The organism is Marivita sp., assembly GCF_051251565.1.
GTDB lineage: Bacteria > Pseudomonadota > Alphaproteobacteria > Rhodobacterales > Rhodobacteraceae > Marivita.
In genome coordinates this window covers 187,595-212,185 of sequence record NZ_JBPOFB010000004.1, presented here as the reverse complement: position 1 = coordinate 212,185, position 24,591 = coordinate 187,595, and the positions used below count along the sequence as shown (strand labels likewise).

The following is a 24,591-nucleotide window of genomic DNA, read 5'->3' as shown; positions in this document are numbered from 1 at the left end:
AAAGAAGAAGGGCCGCCCCTTGGGGCGGCCCTTTCACATTACAGATACAGATGGCCGGATCAGTTTTGGATCAAGTCTGGCAGGATCGTCACGATGCCGGGGAAGAACCAGAGCAAACCAAGCCCCAGAACCTGAATACCAACGAACGGGATCACACCACGATAGATATGCCCTGTTGTGACTTCCTTGGGGGCGACCCCTCGCAGGTAGAACAGCGCAAAGCCAAAGGGTGGCGTCAGGAACGAGGTTTGCAGGTTGATCGCGATCATGATCGTCACCCACGCCGGATCAAGCGTCCCGCCATAGATCACTGGCCCCACGATAGGAACCACGATGTAGATGATCTCAAGGAAGTCGAGCACGAAGCCAAGAACGAACAGGATCAGCATCACCACGAGGAACACGATCGTTTCATTGTCGAACGACCGCAGGAATTGCTGAATGTAATGCTCACCGCCAAAGGAGATCAGCACAAGGTTCAAAAGCTGCGATCCGATGAGGATGGTGAACACCATCGACGTGACCTTGGCGGTTTCCCGCACCACTGGCCCAAGGATATTCGTGCGAAACAGAACCCAGCAGCTATAGAGCAAGCCGAAGAACGCAAAGTGATAGGCGATCTGTGCCAACACATAGGCAATCCAATCCTCAACTGGAATGGTTTCGCGTGTGATGCGCAGGTCAAAGTTCACGCCCAGCAGGATCATGATGACCAGTGCAAGGGATGCCCAAATCACGATCTTGGAGGCGCCTTGCTCTTCCTTGAGTTTGCGATAGGCCGCCAGCATGATCGCCCCCGCGGCACCAAGTGCGGCCGCCGGTGTCGGGTTGGTGATCCCGCCAAGGATCGACCCAAGAACCGCGACGATAAGAACCAGCGGTGGGAACACCACGCGCAGCAATTCGTTTTGCGACAGACGCCCCATCGCCACCCAGACACCAATCATGGTCAGCACCATCGGGATCGCGAGGATCATAAACGTCACCCCTGAACCTGTCAGCGGTGATATGAACAGAACATCACACAGGAAGGCCAAAACCACACCAAGACCACCGATTGTCAGCGGCAACGGCACCGATGACGGCGACACGCCGCGCGCCAGGATCAGCACCAGTCCGAGAATAGTAAAGATCGTCGCAACGCCGGACCCGATCGGGGCCGCGTTTTCGCGGGCTACGATCAATGCCGCTGCGCGCTCTTCCTCGGTCAGCTCAATAACCTCGCCGGTGTCACCGGCTGCGGTCATAGCCGCCTTCTGCGCAACAGATTCGTCCCACGCCTCTTGTCCATGCAAGTCGATCATGGACGCCGCACACTGTTCGGACACATTCGTCCGCAAGCTTGGCCCATCCGCGCGGTCAGCATAGTCAGACACGGAAATCGACTGGTTGCCGATCACCCCGGCGCTGAAGCCAATAACAACCGCAGCAATCAGGCCCAACGGCGCAGCCAGGTACCATGTCAGCGCTTCGTTGCGCGTAACGACTTCACCGGACGAGCCCGCCAACTGAACGGGGGGCGCGCTTTCCGGACGCAGAAGCGCGAAACCAAAGGCGTAAAGGCCATACAGAAAGGCAAGGAACAGCCCCGGCAGCAACGCCGCCTGGAACAACGTGCCCACGGACAGAACCGCTGGTTCCCCAAGGAAGGTCAACGCATCGCCACAGCCCGCAAGCTGCGCACGGGTTTCCTGACCGGTGGCGTACAGGTCACCGACCAATGTACCCAACAAAACGATCACAATGGACGGCGGAATAATCTGGCCCAAAGTACCAGACGCCGCGATGACACCCGTTGCCAATTCCGGTGAATATCCGTTGCGCAACATGGTGGGCAGCGCCAGCAAGCCCATGGTCACCACGGTCGCCCCAACAATGCCAGTGGATGCAGCAAGGAACGCGCCTACGATCACGATAGACACAGCCAGACCGCCCGGCAGCGGGCCAAAGACCCGCGCCATAGACGTCAGAAGGTCTTCTGCGATCCGCGACCGTTCAAGCGTAATGCCCATCATGACGAACATCAGAACTGCCAGAAGCGTTTCGATGGATTGGCCCGCGATCACGCGCTCGTTGATGCGGTTGACGATAAAGGACAGGTTCCGCTCCATCGCCTGTTCCCAACCACCCGGAAACACTGCTTCTTCGATGCGCGGCAACTCTGGGTATCGGAAGACAGAAATGGCGTCTCGCGCCACCCCTTCGGCCAAAAGCGCCGCAAATTCAGGCGAGCCCTTGTCGATGGCTTGGTGGATCAGCAATCCAGCGGAATCCAGCGCCGCAATGATGGCGAAAGAAATCACGCCAGCACCAGCGATGGCAAAGGCCACCGGGAAGCCTGTCATGATCCCGGCAAATAGAGTCAGGAAGACGATAATGATCCCGACCTCGACTCCGTCCATTCCGAAAAGCATATTATGCGGCCCCCCCGCTGCGCGCCGTTTGAGGCGTCTTTGTCTGTCGTGTCGTTATCATGGGTTCAGGTTGAACCCGAATGGATCGCGTGCTCAATCTCTTCGGCTTCACTGCCAATTGCATCCCGGTCAAGATACTTGCCTTCACTCTCTTCACCTTCGATCAGTTCCAGCAAAGACCGCCAGAAGAACGCCAGCGCATGCAGGAAGGTCAGCACACAAAACGCCACGATGAGGATCTTGAACAAGAAATATGCGTTGAAGCCATTTGGGCTGAACCCAATGGTCTCGACGTTCCAGCGGAAGATGCGTGACTGCATCAGCATCCGGTCCAGATCGCTGGTGGATGTCACGGCAGGCGTCATCAGGTGACGCCACATGAAGAACCAGGCGTAAAGATAGGTGATTGTGATGGCAGGCACCATGAAGGCGATGCAACCGAACATATCGACCACACGCCGGGTGCCGTATTTCATCTTGGAATAGAACAGATCAACGCGCACGTGCCCGCCTTGGACAAACGTATAGGTCACGCACAGCGCGACCACGGCAGCGTTGTAAAGCTTCAGCTCTTCGGCCCACCAGCTCAGGTCTTGCGCGAACGCAGTGCCAAGCGGGCCAATCTGGATTTCGGCCACGCGGAAGATGCGTTGCAGAAACACGATCATCACCTGCTGCAACACCATCAAAAGACCCGCCCAGGCGGCGATGCGCCCGATCCCGTTCGCCATCCCTTCAAGAATGCGTACGCAAACCCAAAGAATTTCGCGCTTCCAAGCAAGGCCGAGCGCGGTGAGAACGATAAAGGTTGTGAAGACGATAAAGAACAATTCGACGGATGCACCGTAGTAAATGAACCGCATCACGGCTTCGGGGTTGGACCAATTCAGCCAAGCCCCCGGATTAATGACAGCCGTCAACAGGTGATACGGAGCCATTACAATGTTCTGAAGCACCCACAGGATGAAATCGACCATATTCTGCCCCTCTTAAAAGCCCTGATCATCAGGGCATCGCGGCTGTTATGTAAGCGGCGAAAAACCCCGTCCGAACACCTGCTCGGACGGGGTCAAATTCAGGCTTTGATTAACCTGCGTTTACGCGGTTCCGCTGGCGCATGAATTCACCGTCAGCAATTTCGTACCAGCCCGAGGATTCCCGGATGGAGTCGAACACGCTGTTGGCGATCTCTGCATAGATCGGATCGTCCATGTTCTCTTCGCGCACCTCTTTGGCGGCGCGACCGAACGCGTCCCAGACATCATCGGGGAACTGACGGACCTGAACGCCGCCGGCTTGCAGACGGGCCAGAGCCGCACCGTTTTCAGCCAGTGAGAGTGCGGTGTTCTGCGCGTGGGACGCCTCACAAGCGACCCTACAGATCGTCTGTTGCTGCGGCGTAAGGGATTCCCAGATATCAAGGTTGAACACCGTGGACAGTGTCGAGCCCGGCTCGTGGAAGCCAGCCGCGTAGTAAGTCTTGGTGACTTCCTGGAAGCCCATCCGCTCATCCGCGTACGGACCGATCCACTCGGCACCGTCAATCTGGCCAGACGCCAGCGCCTGGTAGATTTCACCGCCCGGAATGTTCTGCACGGAGGCACCAAGACGACCAAGCACCTGACCACCTTGGCCTGGCATACGGAAACGCAAACCCTGAAGGTCGTCAGCAGAGTTGATTTCCTTGTTGAACCAACCGCCCGGCTGCATTGCCGTCTGGCCGCACATCAGCGGCTTGAGGTTGAACAAGCTCGACAGGTTGTCGTGCAGTTCCTGACCGCCGCGACGGTAGTACCAGTTGGCCATTTCCTGTGCCGTCATGCCAAACGGCACAGCGGTGAAGAATGCAAACGCAGGGTGCTGGTTCAGGAAGTAATATTCGGCAGAGTGGTACACATCAGCCTGACCGGACGACACGGCGTCGAACACTTCAAACGCACCGACGAGCGAACCAGCGGGCATTTTGTTGAACGAAATCTGACCATCCGTCATGGCGGTGATGTAGTCGATGGCAAGCTGGGCCGCATCGTCGAACACGGCAAAACCGTCCGGAACTGATGTGACCATGGTCAATGTGCGATTGCCCTGCGCGTATGCGGGTGCCGCAAGCGTAGTGGCTGCAGCAGCCCCTGCGCCAACTGTTGACGTCCGCAAGAATGAACGACGATCCATGTATTTCCTCCCCTGGAATTGGTTGCACAAAAACAGCCAGTCCGCTGTTTGCGCGGATCATTTAGTGGTGCGGACGGTAATCAGAAAAAAAACTGAATGCAAATAATTAACGTCACTTACAAAAGAGTAAATTTTAGGCAGAAGCCACAGACTTTCCTCAGCTTTTCCGTCGCTAGATAACTTTCAGTCCGCAAGTCTTGATACCAGCGAGAGATGCGTCATTTTTAGTGTCTTTTTTATGGAAACACCATTGAAAGCCGAGCAGCGAAAGCCGAGCAGCGCGTCATCCTATCAACCCGCTGTCACTGTGACACGCGTGTCCCCGCATCCGAAAAAACAAAGCCGTGGGTAACCCAAGACACCACCTTTTGTGCCGAGCAGACCATGATAGGACTTCGACAATCGCCCGTCACTGTCTTGCCTAGCCCCACCAGCATTGAGGAAAATACGCCAACAACCCGTTCAGTTTTCCGAAAATTTCAAGTCCACGGGTAACTTTCGCAATAAATGGCAAGTTTTTCTTCGCCGAGAGAACTTTTTTCGCCCTTTTCGCTGTTGACGCCCCCGAAGGCTCACCATAATGTCCGCCCACGCGAAAAGGGATCAAGATGGCACGAGTGCTAGTCAGTGTAGAAGAAATGCGCATGGGCCGGTAACGGAACCTCACCATCCCCCCATGCGCCTCCGACTTAACATCGGGGGTTTTTTTTCGCGTTATGAACAGAAGTGTCTGTAAACGGAGCAAAGCCATGACACGTCAAATGACCGGAGCGAAAATGGTGGTTCAGGCCCTGAAGGATCAGGGTGTGGACACAGTATTCGGGTATCCCGGTGGCGCTGTGCTACCGATTTACGACGAAATCTTTCAGCAAAATGGCATTCGCCACTACCTCGTGCGTCATGAGCAAGGCGCAGTGCATGCAGCCGAAGGCTATGCGCGCGCCACCGGTAAGCCGGGAGTTGTTCTTGTCACATCGGGCCCGGGTGCCACAAACGCAGTCACAGGATTGACCGACGCGCTGATGGACAGCATCCCGATTGTGGTTCTCACGGGACAGGTACCAACCTTCATGATCGGCTCGGACGCGTTCCAAGAAGCCGACACCGTGGGCATCACCCGCCCCTGCACCAAGCACAACTGGCTGGTGAAGGACACGGACAGGTTGTCGGGCGTGTTGCACGAAGCGTTTCACGTCGCCACCACGGGCCGCCCCGGCCCTGTTCTTGTGGACATTCCCAAGGACGTTCAGTTCGCCACCGGCACCTATACAGAAAAGGCCAAAGCAAAGGTCAGCCATTACCAGCCGCAAGTCAAAGGCGACATGGAGACCATCACGCAACTGGTCGAGGCGATCGAAAACGCGGAACGTCCGGTGTTTTACAGCGGCGGTGGCGTGATCAACTCGGGCCCCGGCGCGAGCCAATTGCTGCGCGAACTGGTCGAGGCCACGGGCATTCCGATCACATCAACTCTGATGGGTCTGGGTGCCTATCCTGCCTCCGGCAAGCATTGGCTTGGCATGTTGGGAATGCACGGCCTGTACGAGGCCAATCTTGCGATGCACGGTTGCGACCTGATGATCAATATCGGTGCGCGCTTTGATGACCGGATCACCGGGCGTCTTGACGCGTTCAGCCCGAAATCGAAGAAAGCCCATATCGACATCGATCCGAGCTCGATCAACAAAGTGATCAAGACCGACATGCCGATCATCGGGGACGTGGGCCATGTTCTTGAAGATATCCTCAAGGTCTGGAAAGCACGCGGACGCAAAGTCAACAAAGAAGGCCTCCAGAAGTGGTGGAGCCAGATCGACAAATGGCGCGCCGTGGATTGCCTCAAGTATAAACCCTCGGGCAAAGCGATCCGCCCGCAATATGCGCTGGACCGGCTTGAGCAGCTGACCAAAGGCTATGACCGCTATATCACCACCGAAGTCGGCCAGCACCAGATGTGGGCGGCGCAATACCTTGGGTTCGAAGACCCCAACCGCTGGATGACATCGGGGGGCCTTGGAACCATGGGCTATGGCACACCTGCCTCCATCGGTGTGCAGGTCGCGCACCCAGATGCACTGGTCATCAACGTGGCCGGTGAAGCGTCTTGGCTGATGAACATGCAGGAAATGGGGACCGCAGTGCAGTACCGCCTGCCGGTCAAGCAATTCATCATGAACAATGAACGCCTTGGCATGGTGCGACAGTGGCAGGAATTGCTGCACGGCGAGCGCTATTCTCAGTCCTGGTCCGAGGCCCTGCCCGACTTTGTGAAACTGGCCGAGGCGTTTGGCTGCAAAGGCATCCTGTGCAGCGATCCGGCCGATCTTGACGACGCGATCATGGAAATGCTGGCCTATGACGGCCCGGTGATCTTTGACTGTCTGGTCGAGAAGCACGAGAATTGTTTCCCGATGATCCCATCGGGCGAGCCGCACAACAAAATGTTGCTGGGTGAGGCTGACACCAAGGACGCTATCGGGTCAAAAGGTGCGGTGATGGTCTAACACCTCGACCCGGCTGCACCGGGTCGATCCACAGGCGGCTTGCCCCCCACATCACCTTTTGGGTGGGGGCCAGCCCCCACACCCCCGGCATATTTGGAAAAAGAAGAAGATCATGTCTCCACTGAACATCAAAAAAGGCTCGACCAAGCATTCCGCATATAATCTGCGCCCAACATTTTCGGATGTGCAGGAAACCCACACTCTGGCAGTGCTGGTCGACAACGAACCGGGTGTTCTGGCGCGGGTGATTGGGCTGTTTTCCGGCCGGGGCTACAATATCGAAAGCCTGACCGTTGCCGAGGTGGATCACGCCGGTCACACCAGCCGTATCACCATCGTGACCACCGGCACGCCGCAGGTGATCGAACAGATCAAGGCACAGCTGGGCCGCATCATTCCGGTGCACGAAGTGCATGATCTGACTGTTGAGGGTGGCTCGGTCGAGCGCGAGCTGGCCCTGATCAAGGTCGAAGGCGCTGGCGACAAACGGGTCGAAGCGCTGCGGCTTGCCGATATCTTCCGCGCACAGGTTGTAGACAGCACCCTGTCGAGCTTTGTGTTCCAGATCACAGGCACGTCAGAAAAGGTCGACGCGTTTATCGATCTCATGCGCCCGCTTGGCCTTGCCGATGTGGCGCGTACAGGTGTTGCCGCGCTGTCTCGCGGCGTCTGAACCAAAACATGCGGGTTGGGTAATTTCGCACCCCAACCCGCGCGACCTAACCCGAACAGGCGACCTGTTCTTTTGGTTCGACTTCAAAATACCGCGCGAGCTCGACGATCTTTTCCGAGCGCTTCACAGTATTTAGATCCGGGCAGTTCGAACCCGCCATCGTTCCTGAGCGCAGTTTTTGTGGCAGGTCAGGCGAATGCGAGGGCATCACAACTTGAGGGTTGGACGCTTTGCGCACATTTTTTTGCACCGTCACTTCAAATTGGATGAGATCACCAGCATCCAGCAGTGGTGCGGTGTGAATGCTGCCGTCACACGGTGTATAAAAAGCAAGCTCGCCTTGATCCTCACACCAGATAACAGCTTTTTGTGCCGCCGCGTCTGACCACAGCACGACACCAAACATATTCTGCAGTTTCATATCAATCGCTTCCCCATCTAACATTTCCAATGTGTTAATTTTTTTAGTGTCACAACATCCCGAACTCTGCGTCGAAGGACGGAAATTTGTGTCATTTGAGATTGACCCTGACGCATATGCGCGTCACGATTGACCCTAATTAGCGTCATGCGAACTTAAATTTTCCAGTTTCGTCCTCGAATATGCCGCTTCAAACGTGCTTGTTACGAGTATTTTGATCCGTTCTGTGATCGAATAGGCATTTCGACGTCGAATATGAAAGCGAATTTGGTGACACGCCCGAGCCCGTCCGAACTGCGTAACACATTGGGTGCAAACCTGCGCGAACTTGCCAAAACGGCTGGCTCTATTTCGGCGCTGTGCCGCGACCTGGGCATAAACCGCACGCAATTCAATCGGTACCTGTCAGGCGAAAGCTTTCCTCGTCCAGACGTGCTGTTTCGGATCTGCCAGTATTTCGAGGTTGACGCCCGGATCATCCTAGAGCCGCTCACCAATATTGATGCCACATCAAGCGCAATGCTGTCGCATCCGGAAATCAGCGCGTTTCTGGCACCGGGTATCACGCAACTGAGCGAAGCGATGTTTCCAAGCGGTTTTTACAACTTCACACGTCGCAGTTTTATCGACGAGGCACAGTACGTGCTCGGACTTGTCTATGTCTACCGCAAGGATGGGGCAACATTCCTGCGCGGATTTGAATCCAAAGACGCAATGGGGCAGCAAGGGTTGCCGTCGGATTCCAGAAGTCGGGAATTTCGCGGGTTGTTGCTTGCCCAAGAAGGAGGCGTTGCAGGGTTGGTGAGCCGGCGCAATTCCTTCACAACCTCTTTCAACTTTCTTGCGCAAGTTCCTTTTTTTGATAACAATTATTGGGTTGGGTATACCGTGCGGACGGTTCAAGAAAGCACCGGCGGATCACGCGCGGTGCGGCTTGTTTATGAACATCTTGGCCATGACGGGGCCAAGGTCCGTGCTGCCGCCCGTCGCGCTGGGTTCTGTCAGATTACAGACCTGCCGCCATACGTCCGCAAGCAATTGCGGATAAAGGACGCGTTTTCCTAAGCACTGGTCCAAGGTCGGTTGATGGCCGCAAATGTCGTGATTTGACGCGACCCTACCTGCACGAAAGCGCACCGTTGCGGCTGAATGAGTTCCGGAGGCTGCGATGAGCGTGATCGATCCAATACTTGCCGACGTGCAAAAGCCCACAGCGCAGGCACGCGGGCTTCCAAATGCGCATTACACCGATCCTGCGGTCTTTGCCGAAGAACGCGACGCCCTGTTTGGCGTGGGTTGGGCAGGTTTGGCCGTGGCGTCGGATGTCCCCGAAATTGGTGATGCGGTGCCAATCACTTTTCTGGACATACCGTTGCTATTGATCCGGGGCCGCGATGGTGTCGTTCGGGTGTTTCAGAACATTTGCCGTCATCGTGGCATGATCCTTGTTGAGGAACCTCGCAAAATCGAAGGCGCGATCCGCTGCCCCTATCATTCGTGGTGCTACAGCACCAAGGGCGAACTGGTCGCCACGCCGCATGTCGGTGGACCGGGCTTCAATGCGCACAAGGACATAGACCGCGCCACGCTTGGCCTGATCGAAGTGCGCAGCCACATCTGGCGCGACGTGGTATGGATCAACTTATCCGGCACAGCCCCCGATTTTGAAGACGCGATGGCAGATGTCATTGCCCGGTGGGCCGAGTTCGACCAGCCCCAGTTTCATGGCGGCGCGGACAGCCGATTTACCCTGACCGTCAATGGCAATTGGAAACTGGCGATCGAGAATTATTGCGAAAGTTACCATCTGCCTTGGGTGCATCCAGGGCTGAACAGCTATTCGCGGCTTGAAGACCACTACAACATCGAACACGAAGATCTTGCGTCAGGTCAGGGCACATTGGTCTATCGCCAATTGAAAGATGACAGCGGCCAAAGCTTTGCCGATTTCGCCAACCTGACCCCGCAATGGGACGCAGGGGCGGAATACCTCTCGGTCTATCCCAATGTCATGCTGGGCGTGCACCGCGATCACAGCTTTGCCATCATCCTGCACCCGGATGGGCCGGGACGCACCAACGAACAGGTCCATCTCTACTATGCCACCGCTGACAGTGATGACAATTTGCGCCTAAAGAATGCCGAACAGTGGAAAGTGGTGTTCGAGGAAGACATCTTTGTGGTTGAAGGCATGCAACGGGGCCGCCGCGCGCCAGGCTTTGACGGGGGCCGCTTTTCGCCAGCTATGGACGGCCCGACCCATTGCTTTCACCGATGGGCCGCAAACCGGATTGCCACGCAGCGCGCAGCCGGATGACCGGGTCACTGGATCAGGCATTGCTCGATGCGCATGATCGCCACGACACAGGCGCGCTGATCGACCTCTATCACCAAGCCGCGCACGAGGCCGTGTCTGAGGACGCTACCGGGTTTTTCCTGACACATGCCTATGTGTTTGCGCTCGAATGTGGGGACGCGCGGGCAGCGTCCCTGCGCGATGCATTGGTGGCGTTGGGGCGTGATACAGGCACCCTAGCCCCCCTCTGACGCCGGACAGACGGTCACACCATCGGCGGTGTGCGCACCTGGTCGTAAAGGTGCCAAGTCGCATGTCCCAAAAGCGGCAGGGCCACCAAAAGCCCAAGAAACCCCGGGATCAGGGCCAAGAAAGTCACCATTGCGATAAATGCGCCCCAGCCCAGCATCAGCACCGGATGCGCCATCACATATTGGAACGACGTGATCATGGCCGTCACGAAATCCACCTCGCGGTCCAAGAGTAGCGGCAAGGCGATGACAGTGATGTTGAACAAAAGGATCGCAAACAGCGCCCCGACCACCGTGCCCACCACCAGCATCATCAAACCATTGGACGTCAGGTAGACATCAAATGACGTCGATACATTGGTCATCGTGCTCAACCCGAGGAACAGCGCAAAAATCATGTGGCCAATAAAGAACCAGAACAGGAACACGATGACGATGATCGCACAGATCGAAGGCAATTGCCGGCGCGATTGGTGCAGGACAACGCCCATAATCTGGGACATGACCAACGGATCGCCCCGTTCCAGACGGCGGCTGACTTCGTAAAAACCCACCGCCGCAAAGGGGCCGATCAACGGAAACCCAATAGCCGCCAGCACCAGCCAAAAGGTGGTGCCGGTCCAGAACGTGATTGCAGAAATGCCCCACCCGGCCAAAACGTAGAACCCACCAAAGACGAGCGCATAGCCGGGGGCACGCATCAGGTCGTTCCAGCCACGTTGCAAGGCTGTACGCAGGATGCCCACAGACATATCAGAAAGGGTTGGAACCCCAAGTTCAGGTTGATCCGTCATGCCATCCTCCCCAGCATGATGTACGCGCAGCTCCATGAAAGCCGCTTGTGGGAGGTTTGGCAACGGGGTGTCTCATTTATTGCGCCGAGTCCCCGGTGCTCAAACACGGGCTGATTACAACCCGCCCACCAAAGCGAGACGCGCTAGAGCTACTCTGATCGCGCCTCTGCGCGGGACTTGCCCGACACGTTCTGGGCCAAAGTAGCGGCCATGAACGGGTCAAGATCCCCGTCCAGCACGCCTTTGGTGTCCGAGGTTTCATGCCCGGTGCGCAGGTCCTTGACCATCTGGTAAGGCTGCAAGACGTAAGACCGGATCTGGTTGCCCCATCCCGCGTCGCCCTTGGCTTCGTGTGCGGCGTTGATCGCCTCGTTGCGGCGGTCCAATTCCATTTGGTAGAGCCGCGATTTCAGCGCCTTCATGGCGATATCGCGGTTCTGGTGCTGCGATTTTTCCGAACTGGTCACCACAATGCCGGTCGGATTATGGGTGATCCGCACCGCAGAATCGGTGGTGTTCACGTGCTGCCCGCCTGCACCCGACGACCGATAGGTGTCGATGCGAATATCGGCCGGGTTCACTTCGATTTCGATATTGTCATCCACCACCGGATAGACCCAGACCGAAGAGAATGACGTGTGCCGTTTGGCAGCGCTGTCGAAGGGTGAAATGCGAACAAGCCGGTGCACACCCGATTCAGATTTCAACCAGCCATAGGCATTTGGCCCGGTGATCTTGTAGGCGGCGGATTTGATGCCGGCCTCTTCGCCCGGTGTCTCGGATTGCAGCTCAACCTCATAGCCATGCTGTTCAGCCCAGCGGACATACATCCGCGCCAGCATATTGGCCCAGTCACAGCTTTCGGTGCCGCCCGCGCCCGAGTTGATTTCGAGGAACGTGTCATTGCCATCAGCCTCGCCGTCCAGCAACGCCTCAAGCTCTTTCTTGGCAGCCTTGTCAGCCAGCGCCTTGAGCGCGTTCTCGGCGTCGGTGATGACCTCGTGGTCCCCTTCCATATCGCCCAGTTCGATCATCTCGACATTGTCGGACAGGTCTTGCTTGATCGATGTGTAGGTCTCGATAGCGTCCACCAGCATCTGGCGTTCGCGCATCAGCTTTTGCGCCGCCGTGGGATCATCCCAAAGCTTGGGGTCTTCAACCCGTGCGTTGAATTCTTCCAGCCGGTGCTGCGCCGTTTCCCAATCAAGGCGCTGGCCCAGCAGGTTTACCGATTTCTCAATCTGTTCAACGATGTTCTGGATCTCAGCGCGCATTGGCGTTCCTGTTTGCTCGGGCCTTGGTCAGCCATCGTGATAGACCAGCCGTGCCGCCCCTTCAAGGCAGCGCGGCCCGTCAGGTGCACCAGTGGTATCAGTAAAGCCCGCCAGAGCTGAGCGTGCCAAAAGACGCCTTGGGGCCGACAATCGCTGTTCCGCCACTTGACGTTGTAACCTGTCTTGAGGCTTGAGCGCCGGAATTATAAAGCTCGAAATTCGATCCCATCGCAAAGCCACCGTCAAACTGAATGCCAAAAATCGGCTCTTCGCCTTCGCGGAAACACTCTGCCACAACGTTGTCGCCGCTTGCATCGTTCGAGAGTCGCGCGCCGGTGTTGCGGTCGATCCTGATGAATTGACAGCTTTCCGGCGGACGGAAGTCGCTGCCACCAAACTTGGCAACCGCCTTTTGCATAAACGCGTTGAACACCGGTCCGCACATGCCGCCACCCGACGCACCGCTGCCAAGACTGCGCGGCTGATCAAAGCCGATATAGCAACCCGCAACGATGTTCGACGTGAACCCTACGAACCAGACATCCTTGGCGTCGTTGGTTGTGCCCGTCTTGCCCGCAGTCGGAACTGGCAGGTTGATGGCGTTGCGCGCCGTGCCGCGGTCAACCACGCCCTGCATCATCGACGTCAACTGATAGGCCGTGACAGCATTCATCACGCGTTCGCGGTCACTGCGCACGGTTGGTCCCAGCCCCGACTGCAAGTTGGGCAATGTGCAATCCTCACAAACGCGCTGATCGTGTTTGTAAACAGTGTTGCCATAGCGGTCCTGAACCCGGTCCACCATCGTCGGCTCGACCCTTTCGCCGCCATTGGCAAACATCGCATAGGCGGCGACCATCTTGTAGAGCGTGGTTTCATCAGCCCCCAGAGCGTTGGCCAGAACCCGGCCCATGTTGTCGTAGACACCAAACTTTTCCGCATAGCTGGCCACCACATCCATCCCGACCTCTTGGGCCAAACGGATGGTCATAAGGTTCCGCGACTGTTCGATTCCGGTGCGCAGCGGCGTTGGGCCGTAAAAGCGGTTCGACGCGTTCTTAGGCCGCCACACCCCTTGCGGGGTGTTGATCTCGATCGGGGCATCCACAACAATGGTCGCCGGGGAATAACCACTGTCGAGCGCCGCGGCATAGACGAAAGGCTTGAAACTTGATCCGGGCTGACGCTGTGCCTGTGTTGCGCGGTTGAAGACCGAATGCTGGTAGCTGAACCCGCCCTGCATGGCGATGACGCGGCCCGTGTTGACGTCCATCGCCATGAACGCGCCCTGCACCTGCGGCACCTGCCGCAAGGTCCAGCGGATAAAACTGCCATCGCTGTCGGCTGTCATCCGGCGCACATGAACAACGTCGCCCACTTCAAGCAGATCGCCCGCAACTTGCCCTTTGCGACCAAGCGAACCGTCCGCGTTACGCTTGCGTGCCCATTGCACATCGTTTGCCGGAATCCAGTGGCCGTCCTCGTCGTCCACAACATCTTCGATACCGATCCGGGCGTCGTTCTGGCCGATCTCAAGCACAACTGCCGGATACCACGGGTTTTCCAGGCGGATATCGCGGGCAATGTCCACATTGGACAGCGCCTCACGCCAGATGGCACTATCAGCCAGTTGCTCCACCGGCAGAGATTTGTTTGTGCCACGCCACACGCCTTGCGACCGGTCATAAAGTTCCAGCGCCCGCTGCAACGCGTCCTCGGCTTCAAGCTGCAACTCTGGGTCAAGGGTCGCGCGCACACTAAAGCCACCGGAGAAGAATTCGCCCTCGCCGAAATCAACACTGAGCTGGCGGCGGATTTCATCGGTGAAGTAATTGCGCGGCGGCAGCGCGTCGCGGAAGGCCGGATAATCGCCGTTCTGCACCGATTTCAGCGGCAAAGCGACTTCGGTCTCAAAGGTCTGTTCGTCGATAAAGCCGTTTTCCAGCATTTCCTTGAGCACGAAATTCCGGCGCGCCAGCAACCGATCCTTGCGGCGGACAGGGTGGAATTCGGACGGGGCCTTGGGCATGGAGGCAAGCGTCGCCGCTTCGTGTGGGGCCAGGTCGACCAATGATTTGTTGAAATAGGTCTGGGCAGCGGCGGTCACACCATAAGAGTTTTGCCCGAGAAAAATCTCGTTCATATACAGCTCAAGGATCTTGTCCTTGGACAGGGTCTCTTCGATCCGCGACGCCAGCAGCAGTTCCTTGATCTTGCGCTCGACCCGGCGATCCCCTGACAACAGGAAATTTTTCATCACCTGCTGGGTGATCGTAGAAGCTCCGCGCACATCCCGCCCGCCAGACGCAATGGCGTCAAATCCAGCCGCCGCGATGCCGCGCAGATCATAGCCTTGATGCTCGTAAAAATTCTTGTCTTCCGCTGATATGAACGCTTGCTTGACAAGATCGGGGATTTCATTCGCAGGCGTGAACAAACGGCGTTCCTGTGCGAATTCGTCAATGATCTGCCCTTCAACCGAATAAATCCGGCTGATGGTCGGCGGGGTATATTGCGCAAGGCTTTCATGGCTGGGCAAATCCCGGCCGTACATCCAGAACACGCCACCCACGGTCAGCGCGACCATGAAGATGCCCATCGTGAAAAGCGTAAAGATCGCCCCAAAGAATGACAGAATGAATCTGGTCACAGCGTGTCCCTGTATCGGTTATCCACCTCTACAAAACCAAAGGCGGATGGTCAAAACACATTGCCGTTCAAAGCGGCGCTTGGTTGCCTATGACGCAGGGTCAAAAAGGCCATGTCAGTTGCGTCTGAGCGGGGCCAGCGCGCTGTCTTCGTTGCGCCAGACCAACAGCCCGTCCCGAATGCCCGCAGCCATGCCTTGTCGCCAGATCGGATCGCTCAGGTTTTTAAGATCTGCTTCGGTGGACAAAAACCCGACCTCCAAAAGCACCGACGGGATATCCGCCGCTTTGAGAACCGAAAATCCGGCACTGCGCAAAGGACGTTTGTGCACCCGCCCCACCGCGTTCTGAATACCGTCAAGCATATGCCGCGCCAGCGCCTCGCTGCGCGGCGCATTGTCCAGACGCGCAAGGCTCATCAGCACATTTGCCACGCGGTCGTCCGATTGGCTCAGATCAAGCCCGGCCAGCAGATCATCGCGGTTGTGCCGTTCTGCCAAAGCAGCCGACGCCGCGTCGGATGCCTCATCAGACAGCGTATAGATCGCAGCGCCCCGCGCTTCGCCTTCGGCCAAGGCATCCGCATGAAGCGAAATGAACACATCCGCCCCCGCGTTGCGGGCCAAAGCCACCCGTGCTTCGAGCGACACAAAGTAGTCACCATCCCGTGTCATCATGACGTCAAACCCACCGGCCCGGCGCAACACGTCCTGCAATTCGCGCCCAAAGGTCAGCATCAATTCGGCCTCGCGGACACCATCGCGCTCTGCACCCGGATCAATGCCGCCATGCCCCGGATCAAGAACAACGCGCAACCGGTTCGGATCACGCGGCTTCATTGCGTCAAAAAGTGCGGGTTCAGGCAAATCCCAACCGCTGTCACGCGGCGCGCCTGCCACGGCATCAAACGCCGCTTGGTCAACCGCATCCAGAACCACCAAGATCGACGCAGCCCCTGTGGCCTCATTGGTCACAAGCTCTGCCGTCTCGATCACCATGGGTTCAGACAGATCGGCAACCAGCCGGGACCATCCCGGCCTGTATCCACCGAACCGAACAAGAGACACCCTGTCCGCATCCACAAGCGTGCGCGGATCGACATCCCCCCACATGACCTCGCGGAAATCCATGACAAGGCGGTTTGGGTCGGTCAGCGTGAAGACGCGCCATGGAACACCCTGGCTCAGGTCCAGCGTTAGTTCAGCCCCACCCCAGGTGTCTTCGACGCCGCCACCTTCGAATTGTGCAAGCGCACCAAGGGACTGTGCAAGCGCCGGTGACGCAAGCACACAAGACAAGGCAATTGCCCAACACTGACTTAGAAGTCTGCTCATCAAACCACCATGGCCTCTGACCGGGCCGTTGGGTCCATCTTACCGGATTCGGACCCATGGGGACAGTGCAGATATCTCAGACGATATGTCCCCGATCACGCATGAAGCGGCCAAGCCGGTCGAGGCCTTCGATGATGTCCCCGGTCGAGCGCGCATAGGAAAACCGCAATGTCCCACCACCGCGCACCGGATCAAAATCAAGCCCCGGCGTCACCGCCACGCGTGCGCCGTCCAGAATGGCACGGGCAAAGGCCCGGCTGTCGTCGGTCAGGTGCGACACGTCGGCATAAACATAGAACGCCCCGTCCGGTGGCGCGATCCGGTCAAACCCGGCCTTGGGCAAACCTTCGATCATCAACCGACGGTTTTCACGGTAGACGGCCATATTGGCGTCCAGCTCGTCGCCCGCGTCCATGGCCGCAAGCGCAGCGACCTGTGCGGCATGGGGCGCGCAGATGAACATGTTCTGCGCCAGCCGTTCGACCTGCCGGACATTGCGCTCTGGCAGCACCAGCCAGCCCACGCGCCAGCCTGTCATGCTGAAATACTTGGAGAAGGAGTTGATCACGCAGACATCATCGCTGATCTGCAACGCGCTGACGGCCTTTTGTTCGTATTCAATGCCGTGGTAAATCTCGTCAGACAGGAACGCAGCCCCTTTGGCCTGTGCCGCATCAATCAAAGCCCCAAGCGGGTCTTTGCCCAGCATCGTGCCCGTTGGATTTGCCGGCGACGCCACCATGATGCCCTGATAGTCGATGCCATCCAGATCCGACGGCTCTAGCTGATAGCGCGCCTCAGCGCGGGTCTGCACTTCAATTGGGACCAGATCGAGCGATTTCATGATCTGGCGGTAGGACGGATACCCAGGCGCACCCAAGGCAATGCGGTCCCCGGCATCAAACAAGGCGGTAAAGGCAAGGATAAACCCGCCCGATGATCCCGGCGTCACGATCACCCGCGCCGGATCCAGATCGACATTGTACCATTCGCCATACAGCTGCGCGATCCGCCGACGCAGCGCAGGCAGACCCAGCGCCACGGTATAGCCAAGCGGATCTTCGCGCATCGCACGCGCCAGCGTGTCACGGGCAATGGCGGGGGCTGGTGTGCCGGGTTGGCCCACCTCCATATGGATGACGTGATGCCCGGCCTCTTCGGCCTGGCGCGCAGCTTCCATCACATCCATCACGATAAAGGGATCAACCGCCCCACGGCTTGAGTTCCGCATCATTCTCTTCCTACACTGGTCACAGGCAGACCTAGGGGCGAAGGCAGGGCAACGTCAATGTATAGAGCAACCCTCCGTCTTTTGCGGATGACCGGTCTCGTGCTGTGCCTGACAGCGCTCATTGGAGTGGCCCCGCTGCGCGCCGCGACCCTGCTGCGCGATGCCGATATCGAATATGCGCTGAAACAGCTTGGCGCGCCGGTGCTGCGCGCTGCCGGGCTTAGCCCGAACCAGGTGCGTATTCTGGTGATCGACGACAACACGCTCAATGCGTTTATCGTCGACACGCAACACATCTTCATCCATTCCGGCCTTCTGAGCAAACTGGAGACGGCCGCCCAGATGCAAGCCGTCATTGCCCACGAGGCGGCGCATATTGCCAACGGTCATATCTCGCGGCGGTTGGGCAACATGCAAACCGCCCGCACCGCAGCCGGGCTTGGCATGGTGCTGGCCGCAGCAGCCGCCGCAGCAGGCAATGGTCGGGCCGCTGTGGGCCTTGGCCTTGGCGTTCAATCGTCGGCCCTACGCAGTTTCCTGGCGCACACACGCGCCGAAGAAGCCTCTGCGGATATCAGCTCGATCCGATTTCTGGTCAGCGCTGGAATAGACCCCAAGGGTGCGATCGAGGTCCAAGACCTGTTTCGCGGCCAAGAGGCGCTGTCGGAATCGCGCCAAGACCCGTATATGCGGTCGCACCCTTTGACCCGCGACCGCTTGCGCGCGCTCAATGGGTTGGTTGCGGGCGTCTCGGCCAAAGCCGCACCCGATCCTACGGCGGACTATTGGTTTGCACGCGCCAAAGGCAAGCTCACCGCGTTCACCCGCGCGCCGACCTGGACGCTGCGCCGGGCCGATACAAGCGTCTCGCCGGACATTGCCCAGATGCGCAAGGCCATCGCGTACCACCGCCAAAGCGATTTGGCCCGCGCGCTGAGCAATATCGACGCGGCCATCACATCGCGCCCAAACGACCCGTTCCTGCGTGACCTCAAGGGGCAGATCCTGTTGGAATCGCGCCGCGCGTCAGATGCGGTCAATGTCTATTCCGCCGCCGCACGTCTGGCCCCGCGCGAACCGCTGATCCTTGGCGGACTGGGTCGCGCCCAGCTTGCCGCCGGAAACCCGCAAGACGCGCTGCGCACCCTCGAAGCCGCCCGCGGCCGCGATTTCAGCGACACCCGCATCCTGCGCGATCTGGCCGTCGCCTATGCCAAAACCGGCCAAGGCGCGATGGCGTCTCTGGTCACTGCCGAACGCTACGCAGTGCAAGGTCGGCTCAAAGATGCTGTGATTCACGCCAAACGGGCCGAAGGGGCGCTGGCGCGCGGTTCCGGCCCATGGCAACGTGCGCAAGATGTGTTAAGTGCTGCGCAACGCGCGCAATAGCGCAACGCCTGTTGACTGGAGAACCTTATGTTAAAACCTCGCCTTGCCACGTCCTTTCTTGCCGTCATGCTTGCCACCGGAGTTCAGGCTGCCGACCTTAATCTGGACAACATGTCCGATGCAGACCGCGCCGCGTTCGGCGCGCAGGTCCGGGCCTATCTGCTGGAAAACCCACAGGTGATCATGGAGGCCGTTCAGGTTCTCGAAGAGCGTCAGGCCGCAGAACAAGTGCAGGGCGATGTCGCGCTGGTTGAAAACAACGCAGGCGCGATCTTCAACGACGGCTATTCCTGGGTTGGCGGCAATCCCGAAGGTGATGTCACAATCGTAGAGTTTTTTGACTATCGCTGTGGCTTTTGCCGCCGCGCCCATCCCGAGGTGGCACAGCTTCTCGAATTGGATGGCAACATCCGCTACGTCGCCAAGGAATTCCCGATCCTTGGCGAAAACTCGGTCCTGTCCTCCCGCTTTGCCCTTGCGGCCCGCGAGATCGCAGGAGACGAAGGCTATGAAGCCGCCAAGGAAGCCCTGATCGCGCTGAATGGGGATTTGGATGACACCGCTCTGCGCCGTCTGGCCGACACGCTGGGCCTTGATACGGATGCGGTGATTGCAGCGATGGACAGCGACGCCATCACCAATCAGCTCGCCACAACCCGCGCATTGGCACAAACACTCCAGATAAACGGCACACCGTCTTTTGTAATGGGCGATCAGATGATCCGTGGCTATTTACCACTGGACGCGATGCAAGAGATCGTCGCCGAGCTGCGTGAGGGTCGCTGACCTTCCACATTGGTCCTTAAGCGCAAGGCGGCACGCTAAACCGCCTTGCAAACGGACCCCTACTCTGCCGCCTCTTGTGCGTTGAGGGCGTCCAGTTCGGCGGCTTTCTTCTCCACTTGTTCGACGATGTGTTCGACCATCTGGTCGTTGGACAATTTGTGGCTTTGTTTGCCCGCGAGGTAGACCATGCCCGCGCCATTGCCGCCGCCGGTAAAGCCGACATCGGTCATGAGCGCCTCGCCGGGGCCGTTCACCACGCAGCCGATGATTGACAGGCTCATGGGTGTCTTGATGTGCTCGAGTCGTTTTTCCAGCGTCTCGACCGTCTTGATCACGTCAAAGCCCTGACGCGCGCAGCTGGGACAGGAAATGATGTTTACGCCGCGATGGCGCAGGCCAAGCGACTTCAGGATCTCGTATCCGACCTTGACCTCTTCCACGGGGTCTGCCGACAGCGACACGCGGATCGTATCGCCGATCCCCATCCACAAAAGATTGCCAAGCCCGATGGCCGATTTGATCGTGCCGGTCATCAAACCGCCCGCCTCGGTAATGCCAAGATGGATCGGCGCATCCGTGGCTTCGGCAAGCTGCTGATAGGCGGCGGCGGCCATGAACACGTCCGACGCCTTGCAGCTGATTTTGAATTCGTGGAAATCATTGTCTTGCAGGATCTTGATGTGATCCAAACCGGATTCGACCATGGCATCCGGGCACGGCTCTCCGTATTTGTCGAGCAAATGCTTTTCCAGCGACCCCGCGTTCACGCCAATGCGGATCGCACAATTTTGGTCGCGCGCGGCGCGGATGACTTCTTTGACCCGCGCCTCAGAGCCAATATTGCCAGGATTGATCCGCAGGCAGGCGGCCCCCGCCTCAGCGGCTTCAATGCCACGTTTGTAATGAAAATGGATGTCCGCAACGATGGGCACCGGGCTTTCCCGGACGATTTCCTTAAGCGCGCGCGAGCTGTCTTCATCCGGGATCGAGATGCGCACGATATCAGCGCCCGCATCTGCCGCGGCCTGAACCTGCGCAATTGTGGCCTTGATGTCGGGCGTCAGTGTATTGGTCATCGTCTGCACGGTGATCGGCGCATCCCCACCAACCGGGACAATCCCCACCATGATCTGGCGCGATTTACGGCGGTAGATGTTGCGCCACGGGCGAATGTGATTGAGGCTCATGCAGCCCTCCTTCGGCTGAAAATGTCAACCAAATCGTACAGTTGTTCCACGCATATAGCTAGGCCCGCTGAACGCGGTCTGCAAGCGATCCTGGTTTGTAGTGACTGTTCAGTCGACAGGATTCGGAACGGCAAGTTCTGCGACAACCCGCGCCAAGTCACTGTCGGCCTCAATGGACGCCAGTGTGTAGGTCTGGGTCAATTGATCAACCGACAAGGCCAGATTGGATGTCACTGCACCGCGCGGACCCGCCGGACCATAAGTTTGGCCGTTCACCGCGAAATAGATCGCACCGGATTCTCCCACCCGCAGAGTTGGCGGTTCTTCGGTGGCGGGCACGGCATAGGTGTCGCCCGCATTCATGATTGTTTCAAAGATGACGCTGCCATCGGCGGCGCGCACCCGAATCCATGCTGGACGCACCGCAACCAAGACCACCCCCGGCGCACTGTCTTCGAGGATCTTCGGCTGACCAATGGTCGGCTGCGTGGTGTCGCGCCCCAGATCGGCAAGCACGCGGGACAGATCGCCGTCGGACTGCGCATCTGCCGGTTCCAGAATTGCGGCAAGTGTCGGCCCGTCGAGCGGCATGTCCGACGTTACCGACCCCGCTGCACCAACCGGACCGACCGTTTGACCGTTGATGGACAGATAGAGCGCGCCACTTTCCCCGACATTCAATAGAGCGTCGGTTTCTGTCGCAGGCACGGTCCATGTGTCACCGGCCGCCATGACCTGTTCAAAAATCACAGAGCGATCATCCCCGCGCACGCGCACCCATGCAGGACGTGCTGCAATCAGTGTCACACCCTCTTGGGGCAGCGCAGGTGATACGTTGGCAAAACGCGCCTCAATCGGGTCAAGATCGACACTTGGCAACGTCTGACCAGACGCTTGGGCGAATGACCCAACCCGGTTTGGATCAAGTGTAGAGATCGGCGCATCGCGCGCCACCAGCACTGGCACATCCAGCGCTTGCGGACGGTACAGCCTGTCAAAAGAATCGACACTGGAAGGCGGCGTAAAGACGCCTGCCCCAAAACCAGTGCCCGCCACGACATCAGGCGCCTCAGACGTCGGGGTCGACGTCTGGAGTGGGTCAAGGTCAGAGAGAACAACGGGTGTTTGATCGACAGGCGCAAGCTGCACGCGCTGTACCTCTTGCAAGACGGAATATCCGCCAAAACCCAATCCACCAAGAAGCAGCGCCAGAACAAGCGTCGATCCGATAGCCCCCGGTTCGATCCGGGACAAAAAGGAGTCGCTGCTCGGGGCAAATGGCAAGGACGGATGTGAGAACGGATCACGCGCGGACGTGACGCTGGTTGCGACTGTGGCGTCTATTTTCTTGCGCGACGACGCCGCATCAGACATCCCGTGCGCCGTTTCAAATCCGCTTTCGGCACAGAAGACGGCGTATGTGTCATCCGGATCCATGCCAAGATACCGCGCATAGGAACGCACATATCCAGCAATAAATCCGGGTGTATCAAATGCAGTGGGATCACAATTTTCGATTGCGGCGATGTAGCTCGCTTTGATGCGCAGCTCGCGCTGCACATCAAGAAGAGACTTGCCCAAAGTGGCGCGTTCGCCCCGCATGACATCACCAAGCCTGAGTTCGAAATCATCGAACCCACGCGGTTTGGTCTCAGTCGTACCCTGCGATGACTTTGGGGTTTTCCGCCCAATCATACTCGCTGCCCCTTGCCGTTCAAACTGTCTACACGCTGCCTGCGTCGCGCGTACCAGGTGAGTCGAGTCGCGCGTTTTATTACCACTACGCTAACATACGACAAGGTTTATTGCACTGATTCCAAGTATTAGGCACTCAATTCGGCACGATTCAGCGCACAATGCGCCCAAAGTTCATCCATCGCTTGCACAAGCTTATCAATCTCTTGCGGCCCATGTACCGGTGAGGGCGTGAATCTAAGTCGCTCTGTGCCACGCGGAACCGTTGGATAGTTGATCGGCTGCACATAAATCCCAAACCGGTCCAGCATCATGTCGGACATTTTCTTGGTGTGGACCGGGTCTCCTACAATCACAGGGATGATGTGGCTGCCATGATCCACAATCGGCAAGCCAAGCCCCTTGAGACGCATCTTGAGAATACGCGCCTGCAATTGGTGCTTGTCCCGCAGGCTTTGGTCTTTCTTCAGATGCGCCACAGACGCGGCGGCCCCGGCGGCAACCGCAGGCGGCAAGGACGTGGTAAAGATGAAACCCGGCGCATAAGACCTGATCGCGTCACACATTTTCTCGGACGCGGCGATATAGCCGCCCATGACGCCATAGGCCTTGGCAAGGGTACCATTGATGATGTCGATCCGGCCCATCAGGCCGTCGCGCTCTGCCACACCTGCGCCGCGCGGCCCGTACATGCCGACAGCGTGGACTTCGTCAATATAGGTCAGAGCACCGAATTCGTCTGCCAGATCACAGATCGCCTTGATCGGCCCGAAATCACCATCCATCGAATAGATCGATTCAAACGCGATCAGCTTGGGCACATCGGGATCGTCCGCCGCCAGCAATGCGCGCAGGTGCGCAACATCGTTATGCCTGAAAATGCGCTTCGCTCCGCCGTTGCGACGCACACCTTCGATCATGGACGCATGATTGAGCGCGTCGGAATAGATGATAAGACCCGGAAAAAGCTTGGGCAAGGTCGACAGCGTTGCATCATTGGCAATGTAGGCCGACGTGAACAAAAGCGCCGCTTCTTTCTGGTGCAGGTCTGCAATCTCGACTTCAAGCCGCTTGTGATAGACGGTCGTTCCGGAGATGTTGCGTGTCCCACCAGAGCCTGCACCCGTGGCATCCAGCGCCTCGTGCATGGCGTCAAGAACCGCAGGGTGCTGCCCCATGCCAAGATAGTCATTCCCGCACCAGACGGTGATGTCCTGCTCTGTACCGTCGGGCTTGCGCCAGACCGCATGGGGGAATTGCCCATTCTGACGTTCGATGTCGATAAACGTCCGGTAGCGCCCTTCCTCGTGCAGGCGATTCAAGGCTTCGTCGAGTTTGTCAGTGTAGTCCACCGGCGTCTCCTTCAGGCTGCGATCTTAGGTGCCGTTTCCGTCGCACCACGTCGCATTCACGATTTAGAATGGATATAGGTCAGATATCCCCATGACAATCTGATTAGGGAATGACCAACCGTCGCAGCCTTGATCTGTGTCAAAGCGCAAACCGGACCGGTGGTTTTGAC

The 24,591-nt window shown here is 58.0% G+C and carries 19 protein-coding genes; 7 read left to right on the top strand and 12 right to left on the bottom strand.

All coding sequences use genetic code 11. The features are described 5' to 3' along the window. Nucleotides 1–59: 59 nt before the first annotated feature. The 3 genes from ACSHXH_RS07725 to ACSHXH_RS07715 all read right to left on the bottom strand — a co-directional run bounded on the left by ACSHXH_RS07725 (nt 60) and on the right by ACSHXH_RS07715 (nt 4,586). Complete coding sequence (locus ACSHXH_RS07725) at nt 60–2,414, bottom strand: TRAP transporter large permease (protein WP_435671201.1); 2,355 nt, start codon at nt 2,412–2,414, stop codon at nt 60–62. Nucleotides 2,415–2,479: 65 nt separating this feature from the next. Next, complete coding sequence (locus ACSHXH_RS07720; RefSeq protein ID WP_435671200.1) at nt 2,480–3,391, bottom strand: TRAP transporter small permease subunit; 912 nt, start codon at nt 3,389–3,391, stop codon at nt 2,480–2,482. 109 nt (nt 3,392–3,500) lie between these two features. Then, a complete protein-coding gene (locus tag ACSHXH_RS07715; RefSeq protein WP_435671199.1) occupies nt 3,501–4,586 on the bottom strand; it encodes a TRAP transporter substrate-binding protein in 1,086 nt (361 codons plus the stop codon). A gap of 749 nt (nt 4,587–5,335) precedes the next feature. Between ACSHXH_RS07715 and ACSHXH_RS07710 the strand changes: the two genes are divergently transcribed. Beyond that, the gene (locus ACSHXH_RS07710) at nt 5,336–7,090 is read left to right on the top strand and encodes an acetolactate synthase 3 large subunit (protein ID WP_435671198.1); all 1,755 of its coding nucleotides are present in this window, start codon (nt 5,336–5,338) and stop codon (nt 7,088–7,090) included. Nucleotides 7,091–7,202: 112 nt separating this feature from the next. Next, a complete protein-coding gene (ilvN, locus tag ACSHXH_RS07705; RefSeq protein WP_435671197.1) occupies nt 7,203–7,763 on the top strand; it encodes an acetolactate synthase small subunit in 561 nt (186 codons plus the stop codon). A gap of 46 nt (nt 7,764–7,809) precedes the next feature. Here the strand turns inward: ilvN and ACSHXH_RS07700 are convergent, their stop codons facing one another. Then, nucleotides 7,810–8,184 carry a hypothetical protein gene (locus ACSHXH_RS07700; protein ID WP_435671196.1) on the bottom strand — a complete coding sequence of 125 codons (375 nt, stop codon included), beginning with the start codon at nt 8,182–8,184 and terminating at the stop codon, nt 7,810–7,812. Between the two features lie 270 nt (nt 8,185–8,454). Here ACSHXH_RS07700 and ACSHXH_RS07695 point away from each other — a divergent pair, with 270 nt between their 5' ends. The 3 genes from ACSHXH_RS07695 to ACSHXH_RS07685 all read left to right on the top strand — a co-directional run bounded on the left by ACSHXH_RS07695 (nt 8,455) and on the right by ACSHXH_RS07685 (nt 10,731). Further along, nucleotides 8,455–9,249 (top strand): helix-turn-helix domain-containing protein, encoded by a 795-nt coding sequence (locus tag ACSHXH_RS07695; protein WP_435671195.1) that lies wholly within the window; start codon nt 8,455–8,457, stop codon nt 9,247–9,249. Between the two features lie 103 nt (nt 9,250–9,352). Further along, entirely contained in the window at nt 9,353–10,501 is a 1,149-nt protein-coding gene (locus tag ACSHXH_RS07690; protein ID WP_435671194.1) for an aromatic ring-hydroxylating oxygenase subunit alpha, read from the top strand. Continuing rightward, nucleotides 10,498–10,731 carry a hypothetical protein gene (locus ACSHXH_RS07685; protein ID WP_435671193.1) on the top strand — a complete coding sequence of 78 codons (234 nt, stop codon included), beginning with the start codon at nt 10,498–10,500 and terminating at the stop codon, nt 10,729–10,731. The genes ACSHXH_RS07690 and ACSHXH_RS07685 overlap by 4 nt, the downstream gene beginning before the upstream one ends. Before the next feature lie 14 nt (nt 10,732–10,745). Here the strand turns inward: ACSHXH_RS07685 and ACSHXH_RS07680 are convergent, their stop codons facing one another. The 5 genes from ACSHXH_RS07680 to ACSHXH_RS07660 all read right to left on the bottom strand — a co-directional run bounded on the left by ACSHXH_RS07680 (nt 10,746) and on the right by ACSHXH_RS07660 (nt 18,012). After that, the gene (locus ACSHXH_RS07680; protein WP_435671192.1) at nt 10,746–11,525 is read right to left on the bottom strand and encodes a DUF2189 domain-containing protein; all 780 of its coding nucleotides are present in this window, start codon (nt 11,523–11,525) and stop codon (nt 10,746–10,748) included. Nucleotides 11,526–11,674: 149 nt separating this feature from the next. Beyond that, nucleotides 11,675–12,799 carry a peptide chain release factor 2 gene (gene prfB / locus ACSHXH_RS07675; RefSeq protein ID WP_435671191.1) on the bottom strand — a complete coding sequence of 375 codons (1,125 nt, stop codon included), beginning with the start codon at nt 12,797–12,799 and terminating at the stop codon, nt 11,675–11,677. 97 nt (nt 12,800–12,896) lie between these two features. After that, on the bottom strand, nt 12,897–15,449 hold the full coding sequence (locus ACSHXH_RS07670) for a penicillin-binding protein 1A (RefSeq protein WP_435671190.1): 2,553 nt from the start codon (nt 15,447–15,449) through the stop codon (nt 12,897–12,899). 114 nt (nt 15,450–15,563) lie between these two features. Then, a complete protein-coding gene (locus ACSHXH_RS07665; RefSeq protein WP_435671189.1) occupies nt 15,564–16,781 on the bottom strand; it encodes an N-acetylmuramoyl-L-alanine amidase in 1,218 nt (405 codons plus the stop codon). 76 nt (nt 16,782–16,857) lie between these two features. Next, entirely contained in the window at nt 16,858–18,012 is a 1,155-nt protein-coding gene (locus ACSHXH_RS07660) for a pyridoxal phosphate-dependent aminotransferase (protein WP_435671188.1), read from the bottom strand. Between the two features lie 57 nt (nt 18,013–18,069). Here ACSHXH_RS07660 and ACSHXH_RS07655 point away from each other — a divergent pair, with 57 nt between their 5' ends. After that, nucleotides 18,070–19,401: a M48 family metalloprotease gene (locus ACSHXH_RS07655; protein WP_435671187.1), complete on the top strand. Its 1,332-nt coding sequence runs from the start codon at nt 18,070–18,072 to the stop codon at nt 19,399–19,401. Nucleotides 19,402–19,428: 27 nt separating this feature from the next. Continuing rightward, on the top strand, nt 19,429–20,187 hold the full coding sequence (locus tag ACSHXH_RS07650) for a DsbA family protein (protein ID WP_435671186.1): 759 nt from the start codon (nt 19,429–19,431) through the stop codon (nt 20,185–20,187). 59 nt (nt 20,188–20,246) lie between these two features. On the opposite strand, the gene ispG is transcribed toward ACSHXH_RS07650, so the two are convergent. From ispG to hemA, 3 genes are all read right to left on the bottom strand, one after another. After that, a complete protein-coding gene (ispG, locus tag ACSHXH_RS07645; protein WP_435671185.1) occupies nt 20,247–21,374 on the bottom strand; it encodes a flavodoxin-dependent (E)-4-hydroxy-3-methylbut-2-enyl-diphosphate synthase in 1,128 nt (375 codons plus the stop codon). Nucleotides 21,375–21,482: 108 nt separating this feature from the next. Next, on the bottom strand, nt 21,483–23,069 hold the full coding sequence (locus ACSHXH_RS07640) for a helix-turn-helix domain-containing protein (protein WP_435671184.1): 1,587 nt from the start codon (nt 23,067–23,069) through the stop codon (nt 21,483–21,485). Between the two features lie 128 nt (nt 23,070–23,197). Next, a complete protein-coding gene (hemA, locus tag ACSHXH_RS07635) occupies nt 23,198–24,421 on the bottom strand; it encodes a 5-aminolevulinate synthase (protein WP_435671183.1) in 1,224 nt (407 codons plus the stop codon). Nucleotides 24,422–24,591: the final 170 nt, after the last annotated feature.

Excerpts from the sequence above, each read along its gene's own strand:
- ACSHXH_RS07720 (WP_435671200.1), bottom strand. The coding sequence starts at position 3,391 with ATGGTCGATTTCATCCTGTGGGTGCTTCAGAACATTGTAATGGCTCCG.
- ACSHXH_RS07690 (WP_435671194.1), top strand. The coding sequence starts at position 9,353 with ATGAGCGTGATCGATCCAATACTTGCCGACGTGCAAAAGCCCACAGCG.
- ACSHXH_RS07685 (WP_435671193.1), top strand. The coding sequence starts at position 10,498 with ATGACCGGGTCACTGGATCAGGCATTGCTCGATGCGCATGATCGCCAC.
- ACSHXH_RS07660 (WP_435671188.1), bottom strand. The coding sequence starts at position 18,012 with ATGCGGAACTCAAGCCGTGGGGCGGTTGATCCCTTTATCGTGATGGAT.
- ACSHXH_RS07700 (WP_435671196.1), bottom strand. The coding sequence starts at position 8,184 with ATGAAACTGCAGAATATGTTTGGTGTCGTGCTGTGGTCAGACGCGGCG.
- ACSHXH_RS07725 (WP_435671201.1), bottom strand. The coding sequence starts at position 2,414 with ATGCTTTTCGGAATGGACGGAGTCGAGGTCGGGATCATTATCGTCTTC.
- ACSHXH_RS07665 (WP_435671189.1), bottom strand. The coding sequence starts at position 16,781 with ATGAGCAGACTTCTAAGTCAGTGTTGGGCAATTGCCTTGTCTTGTGTG.
- ispG (WP_435671185.1), bottom strand. The coding sequence starts at position 21,374 with ATGAGCCTCAATCACATTCGCCCGTGGCGCAACATCTACCGCCGTAAA.
- ACSHXH_RS07640 (WP_435671184.1), bottom strand. The coding sequence starts at position 23,069 with ATGATTGGGCGGAAAACCCCAAAGTCATCGCAGGGTACGACTGAGACC.
- ACSHXH_RS07680 (WP_435671192.1), bottom strand. The coding sequence starts at position 11,525 with ATGACGGATCAACCTGAACTTGGGGTTCCAACCCTTTCTGATATGTCT.
- ACSHXH_RS07650 (WP_435671186.1), top strand. The coding sequence starts at position 19,429 with ATGTTAAAACCTCGCCTTGCCACGTCCTTTCTTGCCGTCATGCTTGCC.
- ACSHXH_RS07655 (WP_435671187.1), top strand. The coding sequence starts at position 18,070 with ATGTATAGAGCAACCCTCCGTCTTTTGCGGATGACCGGTCTCGTGCTG.
- prfB (WP_435671191.1), bottom strand. The coding sequence starts at position 12,799 with ATGCGCGCTGAGATCCAGAACATCGTTGAACAGATTGAGAAATCGGTA.
- ilvN (WP_435671197.1), top strand. The coding sequence starts at position 7,203 with ATGTCTCCACTGAACATCAAAAAAGGCTCGACCAAGCATTCCGCATAT.
- ACSHXH_RS07715 (WP_435671199.1), bottom strand. The coding sequence starts at position 4,586 with ATGGATCGTCGTTCATTCTTGCGGACGTCAACAGTTGGCGCAGGGGCT.
- ACSHXH_RS07710 (WP_435671198.1), top strand. The coding sequence starts at position 5,336 with ATGACACGTCAAATGACCGGAGCGAAAATGGTGGTTCAGGCCCTGAAG.